Origin of the sequence: Ruegeria sp., assembly GCF_040830605.1 — a bacterium.
Classification (GTDB): Bacteria; Pseudomonadota; Alphaproteobacteria; order Rhodobacterales; family Rhodobacteraceae; genus Ruegeria.
Window position 1 is genome coordinate 64,529 of sequence record NZ_JBFOMD010000013.1, and the last position, 22,202, is coordinate 86,730.

At 59.0% G+C, this 22,202-nt stretch carries 22 protein-coding genes; 10 read left to right on the plus strand and 12 right to left on the minus strand.

Features of this window, described 5'->3' with window-relative positions:
- Positions 1-405, plus strand: coding sequence for a flagellar biosynthesis repressor FlbT (flbT, locus tag AB3N21_RS18015; RefSeq protein WP_367936518.1), 405 nt, complete (start codon positions 1-3; stop codon positions 403-405).
- Positions 402-1,199 carry a DUF1217 domain-containing protein gene (locus AB3N21_RS18020; protein WP_367936519.1) on the plus strand — a complete coding sequence of 266 codons (798 nt, stop codon included), beginning with the start codon at positions 402-404 and terminating at the stop codon, positions 1,197-1,199. Before flbT ends, AB3N21_RS18020 begins: the two co-directional genes overlap by 4 nt.
- A 112-nt stretch (positions 1,200-1,311) precedes the next feature.
- On the opposite strand, the gene AB3N21_RS18025 is transcribed toward AB3N21_RS18020, so the two are convergent.
- The 3 genes from AB3N21_RS18025 to AB3N21_RS18035 form a co-directional block, all read right to left on the minus strand.
- Positions 1,312-2,952, minus strand: coding sequence for a DUF427 domain-containing protein (locus AB3N21_RS18025; RefSeq protein WP_367936520.1), 1,641 nt, complete (start codon positions 2,950-2,952; stop codon positions 1,312-1,314).
- A 158-nt stretch (positions 2,953-3,110) separates the two neighbouring features.
- On the minus strand, positions 3,111-3,812 hold the full coding sequence (locus tag AB3N21_RS18030) for a transcriptional regulator (protein ID WP_367936521.1): 702 nt from the start codon (positions 3,810-3,812) through the stop codon (positions 3,111-3,113).
- Positions 3,784-4,071 (minus strand): hypothetical protein, encoded by a 288-nt coding sequence (locus tag AB3N21_RS18035; RefSeq protein WP_367936522.1) that lies wholly within the window; start codon positions 4,069-4,071, stop codon positions 3,784-3,786. The genes AB3N21_RS18030 and AB3N21_RS18035 overlap by 29 nt, the downstream gene beginning before the upstream one ends.
- A gap of 176 nt (positions 4,072-4,247) precedes the next feature.
- Between AB3N21_RS18035 and AB3N21_RS18040 the strand changes: the two genes are divergently transcribed.
- The 3 genes from AB3N21_RS18040 to AB3N21_RS18050 all read left to right on the plus strand — a co-directional run bounded on the left by AB3N21_RS18040 (position 4,248) and on the right by AB3N21_RS18050 (position 6,648).
- Positions 4,248-4,712 carry a hypothetical protein gene (locus tag AB3N21_RS18040; RefSeq protein ID WP_367936523.1) on the plus strand — a complete coding sequence of 155 codons (465 nt, stop codon included), beginning with the start codon at positions 4,248-4,250 and terminating at the stop codon, positions 4,710-4,712.
- 104 nt (positions 4,713-4,816) lie between these two features.
- Positions 4,817-5,434: a ribonuclease HII gene (locus tag AB3N21_RS18045; RefSeq protein WP_367936524.1), complete on the plus strand. Its 618-nt coding sequence runs from the start codon at positions 4,817-4,819 to the stop codon at positions 5,432-5,434.
- Positions 5,435-5,541: 107 nt separating this feature from the next.
- Positions 5,542-6,648: a site-specific DNA-methyltransferase gene (locus AB3N21_RS18050; protein ID WP_171179159.1), complete on the plus strand. Its 1,107-nt coding sequence runs from the start codon at positions 5,542-5,544 to the stop codon at positions 6,646-6,648.
- A 284-nt stretch (positions 6,649-6,932) separates the two neighbouring features.
- Here the strand turns inward: AB3N21_RS18050 and AB3N21_RS18055 are convergent, their stop codons facing one another.
- The gene (locus AB3N21_RS18055; RefSeq protein ID WP_367936525.1) at positions 6,933-7,634 is read right to left on the minus strand and encodes a hypothetical protein; all 702 of its coding nucleotides are present in this window, start codon (positions 7,632-7,634) and stop codon (positions 6,933-6,935) included.
- The gene (locus AB3N21_RS18060; RefSeq protein WP_367936526.1) at positions 7,627-8,070 is read right to left on the minus strand and encodes an SRPBCC family protein; all 444 of its coding nucleotides are present in this window, start codon (positions 8,068-8,070) and stop codon (positions 7,627-7,629) included. Before AB3N21_RS18060 ends, AB3N21_RS18055 begins: the two co-directional genes overlap by 8 nt.
- Positions 8,071-8,129: 59 nt before the next feature.
- Here AB3N21_RS18060 and AB3N21_RS18065 point away from each other — a divergent pair, with 59 nt between their 5' ends.
- From AB3N21_RS18065 to AB3N21_RS18075, 3 genes are read left to right on the plus strand one after another with little or no spacing between them, the layout of a single operon-like run.
- On the plus strand, positions 8,130-8,282 hold the full coding sequence (locus AB3N21_RS18065) for a hypothetical protein (RefSeq protein ID WP_367936663.1): 153 nt from the start codon (positions 8,130-8,132) through the stop codon (positions 8,280-8,282).
- Positions 8,221-9,717 carry a trimethylamine methyltransferase family protein gene (locus AB3N21_RS18070; protein WP_367936527.1) on the plus strand — a complete coding sequence of 499 codons (1,497 nt, stop codon included), beginning with the start codon at positions 8,221-8,223 and terminating at the stop codon, positions 9,715-9,717. Before AB3N21_RS18065 ends, AB3N21_RS18070 begins: the two co-directional genes overlap by 62 nt.
- Positions 9,714-12,134, plus strand: coding sequence for an FAD-dependent oxidoreductase (locus AB3N21_RS18075; RefSeq protein WP_367936528.1), 2,421 nt, complete (start codon positions 9,714-9,716; stop codon positions 12,132-12,134). Before AB3N21_RS18070 ends, AB3N21_RS18075 begins: the two co-directional genes overlap by 4 nt.
- A gap of 139 nt (positions 12,135-12,273) precedes the next feature.
- Here the strand turns inward: AB3N21_RS18075 and AB3N21_RS18080 are convergent, their stop codons facing one another.
- The 7 genes from AB3N21_RS18080 to AB3N21_RS18110 all read right to left on the minus strand — a co-directional run bounded on the left by AB3N21_RS18080 (position 12,274) and on the right by AB3N21_RS18110 (position 20,220).
- Complete coding sequence (locus AB3N21_RS18080; RefSeq protein WP_367936529.1) at positions 12,274-13,278, minus strand: phosphotransferase enzyme family protein; 1,005 nt, start codon at positions 13,276-13,278, stop codon at positions 12,274-12,276.
- Positions 13,275-14,552 carry an aspartate aminotransferase family protein gene (locus tag AB3N21_RS18085; protein ID WP_367936530.1) on the minus strand — a complete coding sequence of 426 codons (1,278 nt, stop codon included), beginning with the start codon at positions 14,550-14,552 and terminating at the stop codon, positions 13,275-13,277. Before AB3N21_RS18085 ends, AB3N21_RS18080 begins: the two co-directional genes overlap by 4 nt.
- 41 nt (positions 14,553-14,593) lie before the next feature.
- A complete protein-coding gene (locus AB3N21_RS18090; RefSeq protein WP_367936531.1) occupies positions 14,594-15,625 on the minus strand; it encodes a GlxA family transcriptional regulator in 1,032 nt (343 codons plus the stop codon).
- A gap of 16 nt (positions 15,626-15,641) precedes the next feature.
- Entirely contained in the window at positions 15,642-17,129 is a 1,488-nt protein-coding gene (locus AB3N21_RS18095; protein ID WP_367936532.1) for an aldehyde dehydrogenase family protein, read from the minus strand.
- A 6-nt stretch (positions 17,130-17,135) separates the two neighbouring features.
- Positions 17,136-18,656 (minus strand): tripartite tricarboxylate transporter permease, encoded by a 1,521-nt coding sequence (locus AB3N21_RS18100; RefSeq protein ID WP_367936533.1) that lies wholly within the window; start codon positions 18,654-18,656, stop codon positions 17,136-17,138.
- A gap of 10 nt (positions 18,657-18,666) precedes the next feature.
- Positions 18,667-19,206 (minus strand): tripartite tricarboxylate transporter TctB family protein, encoded by a 540-nt coding sequence (locus AB3N21_RS18105; protein WP_367936534.1) that lies wholly within the window; start codon positions 19,204-19,206, stop codon positions 18,667-18,669.
- A 78-nt stretch (positions 19,207-19,284) separates the two neighbouring features.
- Positions 19,285-20,220: a tripartite tricarboxylate transporter substrate binding protein gene (locus AB3N21_RS18110; protein WP_171179139.1), complete on the minus strand. Its 936-nt coding sequence runs from the start codon at positions 20,218-20,220 to the stop codon at positions 19,285-19,287.
- A 335-nt stretch (positions 20,221-20,555) separates the two neighbouring features.
- Here AB3N21_RS18110 and AB3N21_RS18115 point away from each other — a divergent pair, with 335 nt between their 5' ends.
- Together AB3N21_RS18115 and AB3N21_RS18120 are read left to right on the plus strand one after the other, a co-directional pair.
- The gene (locus AB3N21_RS18115; protein ID WP_367936535.1) at positions 20,556-20,849 is read left to right on the plus strand and encodes an HAD-IA family hydrolase; all 294 of its coding nucleotides are present in this window, start codon (positions 20,556-20,558) and stop codon (positions 20,847-20,849) included.
- A complete protein-coding gene (locus tag AB3N21_RS18120) occupies positions 20,846-22,198 on the plus strand; it encodes an aminotransferase class III-fold pyridoxal phosphate-dependent enzyme (RefSeq protein WP_367936536.1) in 1,353 nt (450 codons plus the stop codon). The genes AB3N21_RS18115 and AB3N21_RS18120 overlap by 4 nt, the downstream gene beginning before the upstream one ends.
- The last annotated feature ends 4 nt before the right edge of the window (positions 22,199-22,202 follow it).

Consider the following 22,202-nt stretch of genomic DNA (forward strand, 5'->3'; position numbering starts at 1 on the left):
ATGAGTGGACTGGTACTGAAACTGGCGCCGAAGGAACGTGTTCTGATCAATGGTGCAGTCATCGAAAACGGTGATCGCCGCGGGCGTTTGTCCATCGTGACACCGGATGCCAATATCTTGCGGCTGCGCGATGCGATCCATCCGGAAGAGGCGACAACTCCTGTGCGCCGGGTCTGCTACGCGGCGCAATTGGTGCTATCAGGCGACAGCGATGCGGAAACCACGCGATTGTCGCTGTTGCGGCGGATTGAGGAACTAAGCCAGATCTTTACCGACCGCGACAGTCGTCGTGCGCTGGCCGAGGCAACGGACGCGCTGATTGCGAACCATCACTACAAATGTCTAAAAGCCCTACGCACCCTGCTGCCGCGTGAAGAGCGCCTGATGGCCTTTCGCCCGCAATGACCTATCAGCCGGTTTTGATCTCGACCGGAATCGCTGGATGGCGGTTTATGCAGCGCACCTATCAGGCGCAGCTGGAGGCCTTTTCGGGATCGAATGTCCGGCAGCGGGAGAACGCATACTTTTTGGATAAGATCAAAGAAGTGAACACCGCCGAAGATCTTGTTTCCGACCGGCGCATGCTGTCGGTGGCTTTGGGGGCGTTTGGGTTGGAGGGTGATCTCAATAACACCTATTTCATTCGCAAGATCCTCGAAGATGGCACGGGGTCGCAGGATGCGCTGGCAAATCGTCTGGCGGACAAACGTTATCGGGAGTTCTCGTCCGCTTTCGGCCTTGGGCCGGGGGAGTTTTCCAAGACCAGCTTGCTGACCGATATGGAAGAGATCGTTCGCAAGAACCAGGTGGCGCAGTTCGAAATCTCAGTCGGTGAGCAGGATGATACGATGCGCACCGCGCTTTATGCTCAGCATGAGCTGGCGGATCTGGCCCAGCGGGATATCAGCGACGATGCGAAGTGGTTCAACCTGATGGGCTTGCCGCCACTGCGTGGCATGATGGAGACCGCCTTGGGACTACCAGCGAGTTTTGCCCAGCTCGATATCGACCGGCAGCTCAACGTGTTCAAGGACAAGTTGCGGGGGCTGACGGGTTCCGAAACGATTGACCAATTCACCGGCCCTGACGTACGGGACCAGTTGACCACCGCCTATCTGGCGCGTTCGCAGATCGCCGCGTTGGGCGTTGGGTTTTCATCGGCGCAGACCGCGTTAACACTTCTTCAGAATATCCGCTAAAGCGCTGCGGGAACGCCTGATACATCATTGGCGGCCAATGTCCCGAGAGTGCGAGACGCGGCAATGTTTTGGCGGTTCATGGTTTCCAGAAACGCAATTGGGGTCCATCCCGTCATTCACCCGGCGATTGGGCCGCGGCGTCGGTATCAGTCTCTGATTGATATGTGACGGGGTGGGTTCTGGCCCGGAAGACCTCGCCATCCACACGGGTGCGAACCGCATAAGAGCTTACCGGTTGCGACACGTTGTGCAGCCGGATCTCACCCAACGGGATCGCGTCGGTGCAGACCGGCTCGATGTCCTTTGAGACAACGATACGGTGACCTGCCACCTTGCCGAAATCGCCAAGCCGGGCCGCGACATTGGCGGCTTGGCCGATCACGGTGAAATCCAGCCGCTCTTGCGAGCCGACATTGCCATAGGTCACGCGGCCATAGGCAAGGCCGATGGCGCAGTCGCATTGCACGTCAGTTTCGGACTTGCGCAGCTCGGCCAGCCGTTCGACGATTTCCACCGCCGAACGCAGGGCGTGACACTGTGCCAGCGCTGCGTCGTCGCCGGCGGGGAACACGGCGAGAACCGCGTCTCCGATGAATTTCAGCACCTCGCCGCCATGCTCATGGACGATGCCGGATACGGTCTCGAAGAATTCGTTAAGCAGTTTTATATACGCGCCGCGATCCAAACGCTCCTCAAGCACGGTCGAGCCGCGCAGGTCGCAGAACATGATGGCGGCGTCGATCTCATCCCCGTCGCCGCGGCGGATCTCTCCACCCAACACCCGGGCGCCGCTGCGTTTGCCCACATAGGTTTCCAGCAGGGTCTGTGCGTTTTCACGCTGCATGAAGACCTCGTAGAACCGTCCGATCACGGCAGAGCATTCGAAGACCAAGCCCAGATTTTCGGTGGTGAAGCCATCCGGATGATCGCAAGTCAGCGTCAGCACGTTTGTACGTCCGTCCGAAAATGGCATCGGCATCGCGACATAGTCGGTCGCCCCCTTTGCGCGCAGATCCTCCATGATCGGAAAGCTGTTCTCCGGCTGGTCGTCGTTCAGCCGCTGACGCACGCCGCCCAACCCGTTGGACACATGGCGCAGCGGACTGTTGGTGTAGGCCGGATGGCTATGAATCTCATAGGTCGGCGCAAAGGTCGAAATTTCCTCCTCGCCCTTCTCCCAGATATAGTGTTTGCCCGCGATCAGCGGGTGCAATGACCAAACAAGGATGCTCAACCGCTGAATGGCGATGCCGTGTTCAAGCATCTTCTCCGCCAGGGCCCGTGTGAAATCCTCGGGGCTTTCAAGGCCAGATGCGCCGCGCAGCAGCCAATCGATCAACGGGCCGCTGATATTGCCGTCATCCGTTTCACGCAGTGTGTTCTCACCCAGATCGATGCGGGAATAGGCGTCGGGCATGAAGCCGATATGGCCCTGAATCCCGGCGCTTTCGGGCAGCGCATCGTCATAAGCCCAGACCGAATTGGCTAGACGCTCCTCTCCCAGCATGATGTCGCGATAGGTCGCCGTGCCCTTGAACGGGCAGAACGTCTGCAACTCGGTCGGGTCGCTGAGGTGGGTCGCCACATCCTCGCGCGGGAAGTAGACGGTCGGCGGCAGCCGGGTTTCGTACATCACCTTGGCATGGGTGCTTGCGGCCAACAGGGTATTGCCGCGATAAATTGCAACACGGCCCTGCAGCGGCTCAATGTCGATGCCATAGCCTTTGACCTGAGGGGTGGCGTGGACGTTCATCTGTAACCTCCCTTTCGCCTGCGCTGTTTAAGGATGGGCGCGAACGCGGTCATTTCCAAGGGGCTGCGCAGGGTTTTTATCGAATGAGAGCGGAAGCAAGGGTCAAGTGGCACTACCAGCGCAGGTTGCCAGCGGGCACTGCCAAACGGGCACAACCCTCAGATCATCTGGATGACATCCTTTTCGATGGCCAGCATGTACCCGCGGCGAGCGATGTTCTTGACCAGCAACTCGCTGACCATCTGGTTACCCAGTGTGTCGCGCAGGCGCTTGATGCGAGTGGCGCCCGCCGCCTCTTCGCAGTCCGAGGCGTCCTTGCCGGATATCATCGCCTCGATCTCGGCACCTGACAGAACCTCGTCGTCAAGGCGTGCTTCGGCAAGAACCGAGAGGGTTTCAATCGCCGCCGCAGTCAGCTTGAAATCCATATTGTTGAGGTAGACGGTGTTTTCCTCACGGCTGATCAGCAGCGAGGTCACCTGAATGCCGGTCCGCTCGATTTGCGCCATGCGGCGGTTCAGGGTGACGAGCATCACCAGAAACACCAGTGCCGCGATCATCATCGCGGTGGCAAAAACCAGCAGAACAAAAATCACCATCCGGTAGCTCGACAGCGTGTCGGCGAAGGCGGTGCCGGACTGCGCGAGGATTTCGAGCAGCTTGATTTCAGCCTGCGAGGTCAGGTCGTTTTCGACGAACACCCGCTCGACCCGCGCGTTAAATGCGTTGGCGTCGGGCAGGGTCAAAAGCAGAAAGACGGCCGAAGTTGCCAGGATCAGAACGATGACGGCGATCCCGGCACCGACCAGTCGTACACCTGAACGCCGCGCCTCAGAAACGGAGATAGAATTTTCCGGCATTGGCCTTCCTCTTTTGCAGACCTTCAGGCCCAAAGACCGAAATCACGTTCAGCAGCGTCCAGCCGGACGACCGCAGGCGCGCCGAGACCTCGGCCTTTGCGCCGCCGCGTGAACAATTCGACACCTGCATAACGCCATAGTGCAAACGCAGGGGCGAGTCCCGCTTTGCCTTGTAATCGGCGTAGCATTCCGCCGACGCGGCTGCGGGCGAGAGCGATATCAGGGCCGCAAGGGCCAAAAAAGAGAGGAACTGTTTCATACGCTGCATCCTGCGCAGGGATGGTGGGATATTCAATAACCACAGGGCGTTGATCGTGATGATATCCAATAACACGGGGCCGATATTGCCTGTCTGACGGGGTCAGGACCAGGGTTGAGGCATATCCGGCGCGGTTCTGATGCGGATCGCACCACCCAAGTGAAAGGACATACCCCATGCACCGCAAATTCATTGCCCTTATTGTTTCGACCGCGATTGCGATTACCGGCCTCTCCGCGTCTCAGGCTCGTGCGGCCGATCCACACGACATTCTCGGCGGTCTGGCCGCCATCGCCATCCTTGGGGCGGCTATTCATCACTATGACAAGAAGCGTGATCGCGAGCGCGCAAGGCACGACTATCGTATTCGGGACTATCCTGATCCCGGCCCGGTTACCCGCCGCCCACTGCCGCCGCGCGTCGCACGGTACGACCTGCCGCAGCGTTGCCTGCGTACATTCAAGCGGTATTCACGTCATCATCCGCTGCTCGGGCAGAAATGCCTGAAACGGCACTACAGGCACGCCAACAGCCTGCCGAAGTCCTGCAAGGTCGGGTTCTGGAATGGCGAACGCGTTCGCAAAGCCTATGAACCTCGCTGCCTTCGTCAGCACGGTTACCGAGTGGTCGGCGGTTACTGAGTTTCCGAGCAGGAGCGGCGCCACAGAAGCGCCGTGGGAGAGGGCGGTCTGACCGCCCTCTCTTTTTTCTTGATTTGGCGCGGGATTCGCGATTTGCCATTGGCATGACGACACCTAATTACGATCTGGAGCATGCGTTGCGGGCGCGGGGATATGTTCGCATTGCAGGTGTGGACGAGGTGGGCCGGGGGCCGTTGGCCGGGCCGGTCGCGGCGGCGGCGGTCATCCTTGATCCTGATCGCATTCCCGAGGGCCTGAACGATTCCAAGAAACTGACCGCCAAACGCCGCGAAGCATTGGATTTGGCCCTGCGGCAACAGGCCGAGGTTTCGGTGGGGCAGGCCAGCGTCGAAGAGATCGACGAGCTTAACATCCTGCGGGCTGCGCATCTGGCGATGGAACGGGCCGTGGCCGCGCTGGACCCCGCGCCCGATTTCCTGCTGATCGATGGCAACATGATTCCCCGCGGCCTTGGTGTGCCCAGCCAGGCAGTGGTCAAGGGCGACACCCGGTCGGTTTCCATTGCGGCGGCCTCAATTGTGGCGAAAATATGGCGTGATCAAGTGATGGTGGATTTGGCGCAACAGCACCCCGGCTATGGCTGGGAGACGAATGCCGGTTATCCGTCCAAACACCACCGCGAGGCGCTCCGAAATCTTGGGGTGACCCCACATCATAGACGTTCGTTCAAACCGGTCCACAATATCTTGTATCAAGAGTAAATCGTAAGTAACTGATTCAAAAAAGAATTTGACCGCGAATCCGGTTTGACTCATCCTTGTCTCAACCAAATGAGCGCAAAAAGCGCCGTGGAATCTGAGGCAGTGAAATGACAACGACCAAGACCAAGGGCGCAGCAGCTGCGCTCCCTTTGAACACGATTCTTTCCGGTGACTGCATCGAAGTGATGAACAGTCTGCCTGCGGCGTCGGTCGATCTGATCTTTGCGGACCCGCCCTATAATCTGCAGCTCAAGGGCCAGTTGCACCGCCCGGATAACTCTCAGGTGGACGCGGTCGACGATCACTGGGATCAGTTTTCCAGCTTTGCGGTCTATGACAAGTTCACCCGCGACTGGTTGAAAGCGGCGCACCGGCTGCTGAAACCCAACGGCGCGATCTGGGTGATCGGGTCGTATCACAACATCTTCCGCGTGGGCTCGGCCCTGCAGGATGCGGGTTACTGGATTCTGAACGACGTGGTCTGGCGCAAGTCGAATCCGATGCCAAATTTCCGCGGCAAGCGGTTCACCAATGCGCATGAGACGATGATCTGGGCCAGCAAACAGGAAGGCGCGAAATACACGTTCAACTATGAGGCGCTGAAGGCCTTGAACGAGGGCGTGCAGATGCGGTCCGACTGGGTGCTGCCAATCTGTACAGGGCATGAGCGGCTCAAGGACGAAAACGGTGACAAGGCGCATCCGACGCAAAAGCCGGAATCGCTGTTGCACAGGGTGCTGATCGGCTCGACCAATCCGGGTGACGTAGTGCTGGACCCGTTCTTTGGCACCGGCACTACCGGAGCGGTTGCCAAGATGCTGGGCCGAGAATTCATCGGCATCGAGCGCGAGGAAAGCTACCGCAAGGTGGCCGAGAAGCGCATCGCCAAGATCCGCAAATTCGACCGCGAAGCGTTGGAGGTCAGTGCGTCGAAACGCGCCGAACCGCGTGTCCCCTTCGGCCAGCTTGTCGAGCGCGGGATGCTGCGGCCGGGTGAAGAGCTTTATTCGATGAACCAGCGTCACAAGGCGAAGGTGCGGGCTGACGGCACCTTGGTTGGTGACAACGTTAAAGGCTCGATCCATCAGGTGGGCGCGCATCTGGAAAACGCTCCCTCCTGCAACGGCTGGACTTACTGGTGCTTCAAGCGTGATGGCAAGACGGTACCGATCGACGTGCTGCGCCAGCAGATCCGGTCCGAGATGCACAATTGATTAACTGAACACCGCCGGTGCCTGTGGCCTGACACAAGGCACTAAACCTTGCCCCGCCGATCTCGGCGGGGCCTTTTCGTGTGGACAGCCGCCGAGTGTGACGGAGAATGTCGTGAGGGTTCGATCTGTCATCGCGCTGACACGCGCTGGGGTATGAGGCGTGTTGAGAAATGTTTCTCTGTTGCACTTATTCTTGCCACGGGTCCCGGCGTTGCCAAGCCTCTCTTCGTCGGCACTGGGTTGAGGATAAGTCTGAATTTTCCAAATGATGTGGCGCCGCTCGCCTAGTTGGAAAGCAGTGAGCCATAGCCTTTAACAGCGTCGCTGATGCCGACTTTTCGCAATGTTTGCCAGTAAACCGCAGCGTTGCACGCAACGATTGGTTTGCCGAGATCCGCCTCAAGTTCTTCTATCATCGACACAACCGGCAAAGCGGTTCCGACCTGAAGGATGGCGTCGCAATTCGAAGCGGCGACCTTGCGGAAAACGGCACGAATGTCATCGAGCGGTGTTTCGCAGATCTCCGGCAAGGACGGAGCGCAGGTGCCCGCGATGGCAACGACCTCAAACCCAGCCGCCTCAGCATTGGCTTTCACGTTCTGGTCGATTTCGGGATTGAACGGCGTCACCACGGCCACTTTTTTAGCGCCTATTGCGCGGAGCGCCGCATAGTCGGCGGTCGAGGCGTTCAATACCGGTATGCCGACCAGATCCTCCAGTTCAGTGCAGCGCCTTGACAACTTTTCAACGCCGCCGGGGCCAGCGTCGGTCGTCAACCCAATGCACAGCGCGGTCGGGTTGCAATCCATCAGCTTTTGCGCCTCGTCGGGCAGATCGTCCGAGACGTTGTCGCCACCCAACCGGAAGCGCTGCATCTGGTTGGTCACGCCGGGCGGGCGCAATAACTCAAGCTCGGGCTGAACGACGGTGTTCATTGCGGGCGTCATGACGCCGATAACGGCGCGGGGCGCGAGCGTATCACTCATGTCGCTGTCCTTTCAGAAAGTCGTTCAGCCCGGTCATGCCGCCAACATAGATTTGATCGCCGACAATCGCAGCCAACTCGGTTTCCTGACCCGCCTCGCAGTCAAACCGGCTCTCCCAGATGCCAAGCGTCTGGTTCGTGTGAGTGATCGGAACAAAGCGATGCGTCGAGACATAGTTGCGGACGGGCAGGGGGCTGTCGATGATGTCGTAGGTGTAGAACCGATCCAGGTCCGAAAGCTCCAGAAGTGTTTCGCGAAACACCGTTCCATCGGCAATATCGAGATGGCGAATACTGCCTGGCGTGATGGCTGAACCTGTTTCCATCGTGGCCTCTAAAACCGCCGGGTTCCAGCTGGCGACGCCGTCAAAGGCCCGAACCGCGGACCAGACCGCGGCGACCGGGGCCTCTATGATCATGCTTCTGAAGACGTGCATGGTTGGTGGTTCTCCTTTGGTTTTAGCCAAGTAAAATCTACCAGAACCCTCACAGGCCAATGAAAAACGACCTCGCGGTGTCGTTTTTTCTACAGCAACCGACCGGCGCACCGCTTTCCCTGAACGGACGACACAAGATCGGAGTGGGTATTGGCCAGGCGGGCACGGGTTATCCAGGAGTCACCCGGCATTCGGGTAACGCCGCCGCCTGAGGGGGGGCGCTTTCAGCCTCTTGGCCCGCACCAGGTCACTCAGATTACCGAGACGGCGTTTGCGATTCTGGAAAGCATCGGCATGGCCGATTGCCCCTTGGACGTCGCTGATCTGGCCGTCGCGGCGGGTGCAAGGAGGCGGGATGACGGTCGCTTGTGCTTTCCCCGAGCCATGGTGGAACACACTATCGCGACGGCGATGCAGCGCGTGAACATCCCGGGATTTGAGGAAGATTTTGGCCTGACCATTGGTGGCGGACAGGTCCACATCGGCACTGGCGGTGCGGCCGTCGAAGTGCCGGACAATACGGGCGGGTTTCGGCAGGCGCATCTGACGGACCTCTACGAACTTATGCAGATCGTCGGGCGCGGGGAAAACATCCACTACGGTGTTCGGCCCATAGTGGCTCGGGATATGGAGACGCCTTGGGACCTCGATTCAAATACAGCCTTTGCCTGTCTCAAGGCGTGTCCCAAACCGATCGGCGTGAGCTTCGACAATGCGCATCATGTCGGCCGCGTTGCGGCGATGTTCGATCTTGCTTTGGGGCAGGAGGGCGCGTTCCGGCGTCAGCCGTTTTGCATGGGGGTCATCGTGCATGCGGTCTCACCCCTGAGGTTTGCGCCCGAGGGCATCGAGATCATGAAAGCCGCCATCGGCGCCGGGATGCCGCTGCAAATTTGTACGGCAGCTCAGGCAGGCGCGACCAGCCCGGTGACGCTGGCCGGGGCTTTGGCGCAGGGGTTTGCCGAGGCCATAGCGGGTTTGATCGTCGCCAATCTATTGCATCCCGGATTCCCCACAATTCTCGCCTTCATGCCTTTCATCAGTGATCTGCGCACCGGGGCGATGACCGGCGGCAGCGGCGAGGCGGCGGTGGCCAACGCAGCCGCTGCGCAGTTGCTGCTGAACCTTGGACTTCCCTCAACCGTGTCCGCCGGGATGACGGATTCAAAAGTGCCAGATGCTCAGGCCGGATATGAAAAAGGCTATACCGTAGCTTTGGCGGCGCAGGCAGGGGCTGACATGATCAACCTGAGCGTTGGGATGCTCGGGTCGCTGATGGTTGCCTCGCCCGAGGCATTGGTGATTGACGACGACATGTGCGGCGCGATCCTGCGCTCCGTTCGCGGGGTGGAACTGGCGGACGATGCGCTTGATCGTGAGATGATCGAGGCTGTCGCCTGCGGGCCGGGTCACTATCTGGGTGAGGCGCAGACGCTGGCACGGATGAAAAGCGAATACGTCTACCCGTCGCTGGCCGACAGGCAAAGTGTTCAGGACTGGCAGGATGCGGGCAGCCCGGCGCTGATGGATCGAGCGCGGGCCAGGGTGGCCGAGATGACGGCTGAGCCCCCAACTCACCTGTCTAAGGACCGTGAGACGGCCATCCGTGCAGCGTTCGACATCAAGCTTCCAAAGGACCCAGAATGAATACCCATAAGCGCGTCATTGTGATTGGCGGTGGTGCCGTGGGATGCTCGATCTTGTATCACCTCGCACTGGCGGGTGTGACGGACACTGTCCTGCTGGAAAGGAACGAGTTGACAAGCGGATCGACCTGGCATGCGGCGGGCAACATCCCGACCTATGCGACCTCGTGGCTGGGGATGAGGGCCGGAAACTACGGCTGGCGGCTCTACAAGGATCTCGCCGACAAGGTGGACAGTCCCATCACCTATCGCCACACCGGCGCCTTGTGGCCCGCGCATACGCCGGAGCGGATGGATCTGTTTGGCCATATCGAAGGGGTGGCCCAGAGCGCCGGGTTCGATCTGCATATGCTGAGCCCCGGCGAGATGGATGCCATGCACCCGTTCTGGTCCCCAGACGACACCGTTCTGGGCGGGATCATGGACCCCTATGAGGGCGATATCGATCCCAGCCAGCTGACGCAGGCGCTGGCCAAAGGCGCGCGTGATCTGGGCGCCCAGATCCGGCGGTTTACTCCGGTGACCGGCATCACGCGAAAGCCCAGCGGCGAGTGGGAGGTCTCAACCGCTGATGGATGCATCACGGCGGAAATCGTGATCAACGCAGCCGGGTTCTATGGTGCGAAAGTCGCGGAGATGGCGGGATTGCAGACACCCGTGGTGACGCTGGAACATCAATATCTGGTAACGGAACCTCTGGCGGCGCTCGAAGAACACCCCGACCTGTTCCCACTGGTGCGCGACCCGGATATCCGTTTTTACTTGCGGCGCGAGCGCAACGCCTTTCTGTTGGGCTCCTACGCTCATGCCGGACGGCCCGCCTGGCCAGACAGCGGCCCGCCCGACGATTTCGCGCATCAGCTTTTCCCGGACAGTGTCGAGGATATTCTCGAAGTCCTTGAGGATACGATCGCTCATGTCCCACTGTTGGCGCAGGCGGGCGCGCAGCGGTTCGTCAACGGCCCGATTGCCTATGCGCCCGATGCCTTACCGCTTGTCGGCCCAGCGTCAGGGGCGCCCAATTTCTACCACGCCACAGGTGTCCAGATCGGCATCACCCATTCCGCTGCCATCGGCAAGGCGATGGCGGAGTGGATCACCGAAGGTGAGACCGAATGGGACCTTGCGGCCTGGGACCCGCGCCGCTTTGGCGATTGGGCGACACCCGACTATGCCCATGCCCGTGCGTCCGAGCACTACGATCTGCAATACGCCATTCCCTATCCGCACCGGAACATGGCGTCCGGACGACCGCTGCAACGCACCCTCCTGTACGATCAACTCAAACAAACTGGCGCGGTCATGGGCCAAATCGGCGGATGGGAGCGGGCCTTCTGGTTCGAAACCGATGAAACGCCCGCAACCGGAGAATTGAGCTTTCACGAAGAGCCCTGGCACGCGGCTGTGCGCAACGAATGCCTGACGGTCGCTCAATCCGTCGGCGTGATGGATCACGGGGGATTCACCAAATTCACCGTCGAAGGGCCCGGGGCCGAGGCCTATCTGGACCACGTGTTTTGCGGGGCGATGCCGCGCCCCGGCCGGATCAAATTGGGATACATGCTGACCCCCAAGGGCCGTATCTGGTCCGAGGCGACCATTGCCCGGCTTTCGGACGACCGGTTTCTTCTCTGCGGGCCAACGCTGGCGAACTTGCGGGATTTCGACTGGCTGAACGCCGCGTTGCCCAGCGAGGGTGTCGCCCTTTCCATGGGCCACCCCAAAGACGGATGCTTGATGGTGATGGGTCCTCGGTCGCGCGACGTACTGGCCCCGCTGTCCGAGGCTGATTTGTCGGCCGCCGCGGCCCCTTGGATGTCCGTCGCCGAAATCAGGGTCGCGGGCATCGACGTGATCGCGATGCGGGTTTCCTATGTGGGAGAGCTGGGATGGGAGTTGCACGCATCCAGCGCTAACCTGTCTGCGCTCTATCGGGCGATCATGGATCAGGGGGCGAAATTCGGGATCGGACAATTCGGCTCTTACGCATTGAACGCGATGCGTATCGAAAAGGGATACCACGGTTGGGGATCGGACATCGGAACCGAATACACGCTTTTTGATGCCGGGCTGCAATCCTTCGCCAGGCCGCGAAAAGGCGCGTTCCAAGGCCGAGAAGCCCTGCTTGATCAGACCGCAGAAGCATGCGAGTGGGAATGGGTCGGCTTGGAAATCGCCGCCACCTCTCCTTTGCCACTCGCCTCGGAATCGATACTGAAAAACCGGACAGTCATAGGCTATATCACGTCCGGAACTTACGGCGCCCGGACAGGTAGAACGCTTGCATTGGGCTATGTGCACCGCGGGGCCCTGGCAATGGGCGAAGACTGCGATGTCAGTATTCTGGGTGAGGGCTTTGGGGCTAAAAGGCACCCGACCGCCCAATACGACCCGGAAAACGCTCGTTTGTTGCGGTAGAAATCACCTGAAATGTCGTTTATCGACTTTGAACGCTTAAAGATGACGCTTTGAACAGAGGATGTGCTTCACATACCATCCCCTAGGCACCTCGCAAGCAAGGAGAGTCTTGCGGTCGCGAGGGTGATGCTTAGGCTCTTCAATGGTCAAGCGGCGGGATTGAGCTGGAACCATCGTTCCGATGGTCGGTCTTGACCCTTGCTACTGGTCCAATCCCTTCAAGGTAGGCATCCACCATAGGCAGTGATGAGGACAAAAAGCGCTTCTGACGTGTCTTTGCGCCTGGCTCATCCATGCGAGTGATGATCCAGCCCAGATACGACAATGCACGCACGAGCATGAATTGCGGCAACAAGGTCGTGTCGAGCGGCCGCACCTCGCGGTAGCCATTCAGAAACGCGGTTTGCAAGCCATCGAAATCCGGTTCTGCGCGGTTTTTGAACAAAGCCGTTGCAACATCAAACAGCCTGAACCCAAAACCGCTATCGTCAAAGTCAATCAGACCCAAGTTGTCCCCGTCGATCATAATGTTTTCACGCAACATATCTGCGTGGATCAGGCCCAAATCCAAACCGTCATCTGAGAGTTCGGCCCGCAGACCGTCCCGCGCCGCCATGACACGGGCGCGCTCTGTGTCACTCAAGCCGGGGTTGTCCCAGAAGCGGTCCCAGAGTGGAGCGTCGCCCAAGAGACCGCCGATGTCCCAAGACTTCCGCTCAAAACCCTCGGGCAGGTCCCAATCGTCTGAAACCTGGTGAACCCGGGCCATCAGGCGGCCTACCCGCCGGAAGGTCCCAATCCGGTCAGGAAGATCCAGCGGCTTGCCCGTTTCTCCCATTGGGGTTCCGCTGAGCCAAGTCAGAAGGTCCGCCTGATATCCGCCGACCGCTCTCAGCAGTGCTCCGTCGTCTGACGGCAGTGGAGCGGGAACGTTCAAACCCTCCGCCCCCAGATGCTGCATCCAAGCCAGCTCAGATTTCATCATCTGAACCGATTGATATCCCGGGCGATGCAGGCGCAGCGCATATTGCGCCGCGGCGTGTTTCACTCGAAAGACAATATTCTCCCGTTGTGCAACAAGTGAGAGATGCGCGCCATCGAGACCCCAGGATGAAAGGGCGTTTTGTGCCGTCGCTTCGATCACGGGTGCAACTCCACCCGGCTCAAAACTCGATCGAGCGTGTGGACCAGCAGATCGGCATTCGCGCGCGTAAACTGCATGCTAGGGCGGATTTTGAGGACGTTGTAGTTGATGCCAAGGAAGTTGATCAAAACGCCTTCTTGGCGCATCTCGTTGACCAGTCGTTTGGTGAAGGCGGTGGCCGGTTCCTTTGTCTCGCGGTCCAAAACCATCTCGGCCCCAAAGAACAGGCCGGATCCGCGCACGTCGCCGATGCAGATATGACGCTCGGCCAGTTCGCGCAGTCGTTCGCAGGCATAAGCCCCAACATCACGTGCCTGTGCGACCAATCCTTCTTTCTCAAGCACATCCAATACCGCTTCGGCGGCAGCGCAAGAGACCGGGTTGCCGCCAAACGTGTTGAAGTACCGGAATGAGTTGCGAAACTTCGACATCACGTCCATCGAGGTAACCACACCCGCAACGGGGTGCCCGTTGCCCATGGGCTTGCCCAGGGTGACCACATCCGGCGTCATACCGATGCGCTGATGGCCCCACATGTGGCTGCCGATCCGGCCAAAGCCTGGCTGCACTTCGTCCGCGATGATGATCCCGCCTGTCCGGCGCACAACCTCGACGGCTGGATCAAGAAAGCCACGTGCGAGATCAGGGAAACCTTCGTTGGCGAAGTAGGGGCAAATGATCAGCGCCGAAAATCCATGGCCGCTGGCCTCAAGATCATCGATTTGCGCCTGAATCGCCTGTGCGAAAGCGTGGGCATGCGCGTCGCCTGCCTCTCCTCCCAAGGGACGGTAGCTGTCCGGCGCGGGCACATGGCGTACATGGCTGCCATCCCCGGTGCCTGGGCGATTGGTCATCGAGAGCTGCGCCACGACGGTGGTATTGCCATGGTACGTGTGGTCAGTCGCGATCACACCCCGTTTGCCGGTCATCGCTTCAGCCATTCTGAGTGCGATGTCGTTGGCCTCTGACCCGGTGCAGGTCATGATCGCAGTCTTCAGAGGTTCATCGAAAGTCGCAGTCAGTTTTTCGACATATCGAATAATGCCTTCGTGAAGGTATCGCGTGTGTGTGTTCAGTGTCGCCGCCTGTCGGCAAATGGCGTCAACCACTTTGGGGTGACAGTGACCCACATGCGGCACGTTGTTGTAACAATCGAGATATTTGCGGCCTTGTGCATCCCAGACCCAAACTCCGTCACCCTTCACCAAATGCACGGGTTCTTCATAAAACGTGCTCATCTTTGGGCCGAGGAGGCGTTCCCTGGCCGAGATCAACTCTGCGTCTGAGCGTGTTGCGTGAAACTGGGTCATGTATTTTATTGCGTCCTGTTCGTGACTGCGTCCGCTGAAAACTGACTCTTGATGCATTGAGACGGGCGCACCCCATATTGCCGAGTGAAGGATTTGGAGAAATTCGCGACCGATCCAAACCCTGTTGCAATCGCGACATCCATCACGGACATGTTTGTTTGGTTCAAAAGATCGCGCGCCTTCTCGAGCCGCTTGCGCTTGATGAATTGCGTTGGTGGCATCCCCGTGATGCTGTTGAACGTCCGTTCGATCTGGCGGCGCGATATCCCAAATCGTTCGACAAGTTCGTCCACGGTCAGCCCTTCGATCCGGTTCTCATCAATGGCCTGAACCACCGACAGGAACATTGGGTTGCGTGTGTTGTACCGAACCGATGCGCTGAGCCTTTGTGGCGTGTCGGAAGGGCGAGGAGCCTGCCCGAGCAGGAAATCTGCGACCTTCAAGGACACACGGTCATGCGTATCCCGAGCGACCAAGGACATCATCATATCAGACGTGGATTGGCCGCCCGCACAAGTCACAAGTCCTGAGGCTTCTGTAAAAATCGACGAAGCCGGAACCAAGTCCGGGTACCGTTCCTCGAAAGCTGCCTGAATGCTCCAATGCACCGTAAAAGGGCGCCGCCGCAGGACTCCCGCTTCGATAACAGCAACCGTGGAGGTTCCGATGCAGCCCAACAGCGCGTTTTCATGGCGTTCCCGGTGGCGCAGCCAATTCGAAAGTGCCATGTCGATGTGAGCCCATGGGTCGTCAAATGAGAGAATAAAACACCGCGCGTCGCTGCGAATGTCCGCCAACGCACCATCTACCGAATTCAGGCTGCCATTGGCGCTTTCCACCGGTCCTCCGTGAACGGAATATACGTTGTAGTCATAGACCGTCCGTCCACATATCCGATTGGTCGCGGCAAGTGGTGCAACTGCAGCGGCAAGGTCTAAGGAACTGAAGCCCGGGATGAGGATGAACGCGCAGGATATCGGGCGTGTTGCCTTGCCAACAGGGAAATCCCGTGCGATGGAACTGTTGATCTTATTCAAAGACCCCTCCTGAACGTCAGAGTTTGAACCACGCCGTCTTGAGATCGAAGTACTTTTCGAACGCGTGCAGGGACTTGTCGTGCCCGTTGCCCGACTGCTTAACGCCACCCATGGGAACGGTGACATCGGGACCACCATAGGTGTTCACATGCACCACGCCCGTGCGCATTTCGCGCACCATGCGATGAGCGCGGGAGAGGTCTGACGTCCAGACACCGCCTGCAAGCCCATAGTCGGTGCTGTTGGCGAGCCGTATGGCGCCGCCTTCATCTTCAAATGGCGTGACTGCTAGCACCGGGCCGAACACTTCTTTCTGCGCGACGGTATGGTCCTCTGCCACATCGGTGATGATCGTGGGCTCCATGAAGTACCCGCCGGTGTCTTGGAGGATCTGATTGCCGCCATGATAGAGCGTGCCGCCCTCAGCCTGTGCCGTTTCAACGAAAGCAAGATTTTGCGCCAGTTGAGTGGGGTTATTAACTGCACCAGCCTGTGTCGTCAGATCAAGCGGATCGCCCACTCGTATGGCCGCCGCAGCCTTTGCCAACTCCGCGACGAAGTCATTATGGATGGAGCGTTCGACCAGCAAGCGCGACCCAGCCACACAGACCTGCCCCGAGTTGCGGAAGATACCTGCCGCGCTAACGGCCGCGGCCTCAGACAGGTCCTTGGTGTCTGCAAAGACGACATTCGCCGACTTGCCACCCAATTCGAGATAGCAGCGCTTCATGTTCGACGCGGCTGAGGCTTGCAAAAGCCTGCGACCGGTTGCGCCCGAGCCAGTGAACACGATCACGTCGACATCCATGGAATGCGACAGCGTCTCGCCGACGATTTTTCCTTCGCCCGTCACGACGTTGAGCACGCCGGGGGGCAGACCGGCCTCAAGCGCCAGTTCCGCCATGCGGATCAGAGAAAGCGACGCTGTTTCCGACGGTTTCAAGACAACGGAGTTGCCAGCGGCGAGGGCAGGGCCCAGTTTCCAGGCACCGATCATCAACGGGAAGTTCCAGGGGATGATTGCGGCCACCACGCCAACAGCTTCCTTGTGGATCAGCCCCATAACATCGCCGGCCGTTGGGGCGATCTCGCCATAAATCTTGTCGATGGCCTCTGCATAAAAGCGGATCGTAGCAATGGCTGAGCCAGGTTCGGCTTTCAGGGCCATACCAATCTCGGTGCCGTTGTTGCGAACACCCAGGACGGCCAGGTCCAGCATATTTGCTTCCAGCAAGCCGGCCCATCTGAGCATGATCTTTTTCCGGGCCGCAGGTGGCATCCCACGCCAGCGCTTATCGTCAAACGCCCGCCGCGCCGCGTGTATCGCCCGTTCGGTATCTTCCTTGGTGCCTGCCGGGGTCGTGGTCAGCAACGCTCCGTTCAGTGGCGAGATGACGTCATCTGTCGCCCCAGAGGCGCTTTGGCACAATTCCCCGTCGATCAGGAGGTTCTGCGGCGGGATTGGCTTGTCGCGTAGCGCATCAATTTGAGACTGGTCCGTCACGGCGAATTACCTTTGCTGCGTGTCGTGCATTTCGTGATCGATCTCGGATTCTGCCAACCGCGCATTATGCTCTTTGCGCAACGTGCGGATATGCAGGACGATTACCAGAACGATCGTTGCTGCGAGCATGGCGGCGATGGGGCGGTCGACGAAATCAAGCGGATCTTTCACTCGGATCATGGCCGAGCGTAGTTTGACCTCCATGATGCCACCCAGCACCATGCCGAGGACGATCGGCACGATCGGCAAGTTCAACCGTTTCAGGACCAGCCCCAAAATGCCGAAGCCTGCCGCGATGGCGCAATCGACAACGGAGTTTCGCAGGCTGTAGACCCCGACAAAGCTCAGCGTCAGGATGATCATGCCAAGGAAACGCGTGGGCACCTGGATGATCTTCGTCAGCAGGTTGGTCGAGAAGATCAGGAAGATGATCACGATGACGTTGAGCAGGATCATCGCCACGTAGAGCGCGTAGACGAAATCGAGCTGACTCTGGAAGAGCTGCGGTCCGGGGATCACGTTATGCACATAAAAGACCGACAGCATCATGGCAGTGAGCGCTTCGCCGGGGATGCCAAGGGCCAGAAGCGGGATCATGGCTGCCGCTGGCACCGCGTTGTTGGCGGCCTCCGACGCGATCAGGCCCTCCGGAGCGCCGTCACCGAAATCATCGGGCGTTTTGGAAGTCTTCCGGGCATAGGTATAGGACATGAACTGCGCGGTGAATTCGCCGACTCCTGGGATCATACCCATCAGAACACCAAACCCACCAGCGACAGTCGCGACGCGCTTGTAGAGCCAGGTTTCCTTCATGGCATTGGCAAGAGAGCCCTCGACGGGCTGAGGGTGGGGTGCGCTGTCCTTGTCGGTCAAAAGCAGGAACGCCTGTGACAGTGCGAATAGCCCAAGCACGACGACGATCAGATCGAATCCGCCGGTGAGCCAGGTTTGCTCGAACGTCATGCGTTGATTGTATTTGACGTCCAGTCCAACGGTATGGAGCAAGATCCCGAAGCCAGCCAGACCACCGGCTGCGAAAACCTGACCACGGTGGGCTAGCACGACAAGAATGATGCCCAGAAGAGCGGCGAGGAATATCTCCCGGCTGCCGAAATGCGGAGCAACAAGCGCGAGAACAGGCGAGAGGAAGATCAGACAGAGGATGCCGAACATCCCGCCCCAGAATGACGCGGAGTAGGCCAGCGCAAGTGCACGACGGGCCTGACCGCGTTTGGTCATGGGATAGCCGTCATAGGTGGTCAGCGCGTTGACCGCTGTGCCGGGCGTGTTGATCAGGATCGCGGGCAAAGCGCCGCCATACATCGACGACCCATAAATTCCGAGCAACATTGTGAGGCCGACAATCGGGTCGAGGGAAAACGTCGCCGGAAGCAGGATCGCAATAGCCACCGCTGCCCCAACACCTGGAATTGCGCCGATGATCACGCCGCCGATGGAGCCAACAAAAAGCGCAAGAACGACGTCCCAACGCATGAGAAGCTCGACACCTGAGAAGAAGGTTTCCATGCTCGCGCTCCTAGAGATACGTCAGGAAGAAAGAGCGAAGCCCGTTCGGGAGATATTCGTAGACAGCGCCCCCCGGCACCTTCACTTGCAGGAATGACTTGAAAACGATGACAACAACCGCGCCGAAAAGTGCGGCGGAGCCCAGGAACTTAACGCTGCGATAGCCAAGGCGATACGACAATGCGACCGAGAAGATGATCGTGGTTGGAAAGTACCCAAGCTGCGGGACGATGATCACATAGATCATGAACCACCCGGCAAATTCGACCGATTTGAACCAGAACCCGATCTCTTGCCAGCGTCCATCGAGCTTTGGTGACACGAAGCTGGAAATCAGGTGCAGGGTGGAGCAGCCCACCATCGTGATCACTGCCGCATAGGGCCAGAATGCCGGTTGTGCCAAAAGTTTGGTGCCTGAGGCCCAGGTTGTCTGGGACGACAGGTTGACGGCCAGAAACAGGCTGAAGGCGAGGCAAATGCAGCTGTAAAACAAATCGCCGGGCCGGCGATAGCGTTTGAACAGGTCCTGTAGTGTCTGTGCTTTGATCATCTGCCCCTCCCTAGGCCCTGGCCGACATCGTGATGCGGCGGGCCGGTCAGCCCGCCGTAGCGCCTGATGATGTCCAGATCACTCCAGCATCGCGTTGATATTGGCCAGTGCCTCGGCATCCGCTTCAATCTGCGCGGCCGTATCCTCGGCATTTTGCCAGTACACAAGCGCACCCGTCTTCGCCATGAAGTCCTGCGCCCGTTCAGACGCCATAGTCTCCTGAGCGACCGCGATGATTTTCTCGCGCACATCGGCTGGCGTGTCCTTGTGCACGAAGAGGCCGTTCCACAGGGACAGGGTCAGGCTCGGATCCAACTCGCCGACGGTCGGCGTCTCCGGTGTCAGACCGATGCGTTCACCGCCGATGGAAGCCAGAACGTTGATGTCATCGAGACAGGGCAAGACCAACTGCAGTGTCGTGTTCATGACATCCACATCGCCCGAAGCCAGGGAGTTGCAGTCAAGAATGTCAAACGCAGCGTCCGCAGCGAAGGAAAAGCCTTTTTGCTGTGCCAGCGCAAAGGTCACCTTTGTCGGGATCAGCGGCGCTCCAAAATGGCCGAGCACAACGTCATTGTCCTGCGCATGGGCGGCAAGCTCGTCGATGCTGGAGTAGGGAGAATTCTTGCTCGACACGATCACAAACGGATAGGTCAGAAACGCACCCAGGGGCTCAAACGGGTTCGGGTTCAATTCTGGAATGCCGATATTGGGGCCGATGACCGGCACCGCGAGAATGAACGACCCGACGGTGTACCCGTCAGCCGGTGCCTTTGCGACTTCGACAGCGCCCGGGAAAGGGCCGCCGCCGCCGCCCGGCTTGTTCACCACAGCTGCCGGCACGCCGTATTTGGTTTGGAAGTCTTCCGCGATCATCCGCGTCAGTACGTCCTCTGCGTCACCCGGAGGCCACGGCACCACAAACTCGACCGGCTTCTCAGGATACTCAGCCACGGCAAGTCCCGGCGTCAGTGCCGCGAGCGCTGCGGCAACAGCGATCAGTGTCTTTTTCATTCTAGTCTCCCTGTCAGCGGTACACTATTTGCACCATTGGTGTAAAATAGATTGATCTAGAAATGAACTTCTGTCAACGATGGAGAAAGGTCATCGACGCGCAAATCGTCGGTCAAACGCAGCTCAAATGCAGTGAGAGGAGTCGGCAGACACATGAAACTCGTTGCAAAACCTAGTTTTTTGTTCTCCGGGGGATTTTTGGGTTTGCGCCAAATCTCAGCGAGAAAAGCCTGCAGGGCCCCACATCATGATCGCGCAAGATATTCAAATTCGCGAATCGCCATTGGCTTTCTGAGCAATACCGAGCGGTCTCGAAGCGGTTGCGAGGGCCTCAAATGAGTTCCGATCGCGCAAAATCCCTGGTTCTGGATATTGGTGGTGTCATCTCGAAAACGCACTCCGCAACGCATGATCTCACCGAGACGCTGAAACCTGCCGCCTATGAAAGCCTTGTCGCCAAGCTTGGTTCGCCGGCAGAGGACTGCGTCTTTGTGGACGATCAGCGCCGCGGCATTGATGGCGCGTGGGCCGTCGGCATGACCACCGTGCATTTTGATGTGATGAACCCGGGGCAGAGCTTTGCAGAGGCCGAACGCCCGCTTGGGCTGGAAGAGAGGATAGCAGGATGAAGGACGACAATTTTCTGAAAGAAAACAACGCCCGTTACATGTGGCACCCAATGGCACATCCTGCCGACAGCCTCGCCAACCCTCCCAAGATCATCACCGGCGGCAAGGGCGTGCGCATCGTCGATGTAGACGGCAACGAGACCATCGACGCGGTGGGCGGGCTCTGGAACGTGAACCTTGGGTACTCCTGCGCCCCGGTGAAAAAGGCGATTGCCGCGCAGCTTGAGCAACTGCCGTACTATTCAACCTTTAGAGGGACCTCCAATGATGCGGTGATCGAACTCAGCTACATGTTGCAGGAGTTTTTTGAACCTGATGGGTTGAGCCGTGCGTTCTTTACCTCAGGCGGCTCGGACGGCATCGAGATCGCTCTGCGCCTTGCGCGGCAGTATCACAAAGTCCGCGGCGAGGCGGGCCGGACCAAGTATTTGAGCCTCAAAAAGGGCTACCACGGCACCCATACCGGCGGTGCTTCCGTCAATGGCAACTCGAATTTCCGCAAGCAGTACGAACCGTTGTTGCCTGGCTGTTTTCACATTCCGGCCCCTTACACCTATCGCAACCCCTTCAACGAGACTGACCCAGAGCGGCTCGCTCAACTTTGCCTTTCGGCCCTGGAAGACGAGATCGCATTTCAGGGGGCCGAGACCATTGCCGCCTTCATTATGGAGCCGGTTCTTGGGGCGGGGGGCGTGATCCCCCCTCATGAAAGTTTCATGCCTGGCGTGCGGGATATCTGCGACCGCAACGGTATCCTTTTGATCGCGGATGAGGTGATCACCGCCTATGGGCGGACCGGGTCTTGGTCTGGTTCACGCCATTGGGGGGTAAAGCCGGATTTCGCAGTGACCGCCAAGGCCATTACTAACGGCTATTTCCCTTTCGGCGCGGTCATGATCGCCGACCACCTGACCGAAGCCTTTGAAAAGGATGACACCGGCAAAGCCAATATCGCCAGCGGCTACACCTATTCCGGACATCCGGTCGGGGCCGCGGCAGCCATCGCCTGCCTGAAGGAGATCCAACGCCTGAATGTCAAGGACAACGCCGCTGCGCGAGGGAAAGAAATGATGGCGGGTCTCGAGGCCCTGAAAGCCAAGCATGAGATCGTTGGTGACGTGCGCGGCGGTGAAGGCCTGATGAATGCACTTGAGCTGGTGTCTGACCGCGAAAAGAAAAAACCTTTGGACGCGGCGCGGATCAAGCAGGTCTTTGACACAACCCACGCCAATGGCGTGATGGTCCGCGTATCGGGTCCCAATCTCATTTTGTCCCCACCATTGGTATTGACCGCAGAGGACGTGAGGCAAGTCCTCTCCGCGCTCGATATCGGCTTGGCGGCAGCCTGACGGA

Bases quoted from the DNA above. Each gene is read 5' to 3' on its own strand.
- flbT (WP_367936518.1), top strand. From the start codon at position 1: ATGAGTGGACTGGTACTGAAACTGGCGCCGAAGGAACGTGTTCTGATC.
- AB3N21_RS18020 (WP_367936519.1), top strand. From the start codon at position 402: ATGACCTATCAGCCGGTTTTGATCTCGACCGGAATCGCTGGATGGCGG.
- AB3N21_RS18025 (WP_367936520.1), bottom strand. From the start codon at position 2,952: ATGAACGTCCACGCCACCCCTCAGGTCAAAGGCTATGGCATCGACATT.
- AB3N21_RS18030 (WP_367936521.1), bottom strand. From the start codon at position 3,812: ATGCCGGAAAATTCTATCTCCGTTTCTGAGGCGCGGCGTTCAGGTGTA.
- AB3N21_RS18035 (WP_367936522.1), bottom strand. From the start codon at position 4,071: ATGAAACAGTTCCTCTCTTTTTTGGCCCTTGCGGCCCTGATATCGCTC.
- AB3N21_RS18040 (WP_367936523.1), top strand. From the start codon at position 4,248: ATGCACCGCAAATTCATTGCCCTTATTGTTTCGACCGCGATTGCGATT.
- AB3N21_RS18045 (WP_367936524.1), top strand. From the start codon at position 4,817: ATGACGACACCTAATTACGATCTGGAGCATGCGTTGCGGGCGCGGGGA.
- AB3N21_RS18050 (WP_171179159.1), top strand. From the start codon at position 5,542: ATGACAACGACCAAGACCAAGGGCGCAGCAGCTGCGCTCCCTTTGAAC.
- AB3N21_RS18055 (WP_367936525.1), bottom strand. From the start codon at position 7,634: ATGAGTGATACGCTCGCGCCCCGCGCCGTTATCGGCGTCATGACGCCC.
- AB3N21_RS18060 (WP_367936526.1), bottom strand. From the start codon at position 8,070: ATGCACGTCTTCAGAAGCATGATCATAGAGGCCCCGGTCGCCGCGGTC.
- AB3N21_RS18065 (WP_367936663.1), top strand. From the start codon at position 8,130: ATGAAAAACGACCTCGCGGTGTCGTTTTTTCTACAGCAACCGACCGGC.
- AB3N21_RS18075 (WP_367936528.1), top strand. From the start codon at position 9,714: ATGAATACCCATAAGCGCGTCATTGTGATTGGCGGTGGTGCCGTGGGA.
- AB3N21_RS18100 (WP_367936533.1), bottom strand. From the start codon at position 18,656: ATGGAAACCTTCTTCTCAGGTGTCGAGCTTCTCATGCGTTGGGACGTC.
- AB3N21_RS18105 (WP_367936534.1), bottom strand. From the start codon at position 19,206: ATGATCAAAGCACAGACACTACAGGACCTGTTCAAACGCTATCGCCGG.
- AB3N21_RS18110 (WP_171179139.1), bottom strand. From the start codon at position 20,220: ATGAAAAAGACACTGATCGCTGTTGCCGCAGCGCTCGCGGCACTGACG.
- AB3N21_RS18115 (WP_367936535.1), top strand. From the start codon at position 20,556: ATGAGTTCCGATCGCGCAAAATCCCTGGTTCTGGATATTGGTGGTGTC.
- AB3N21_RS18120 (WP_367936536.1), top strand. From the start codon at position 20,846: ATGAAGGACGACAATTTTCTGAAAGAAAACAACGCCCGTTACATGTGG.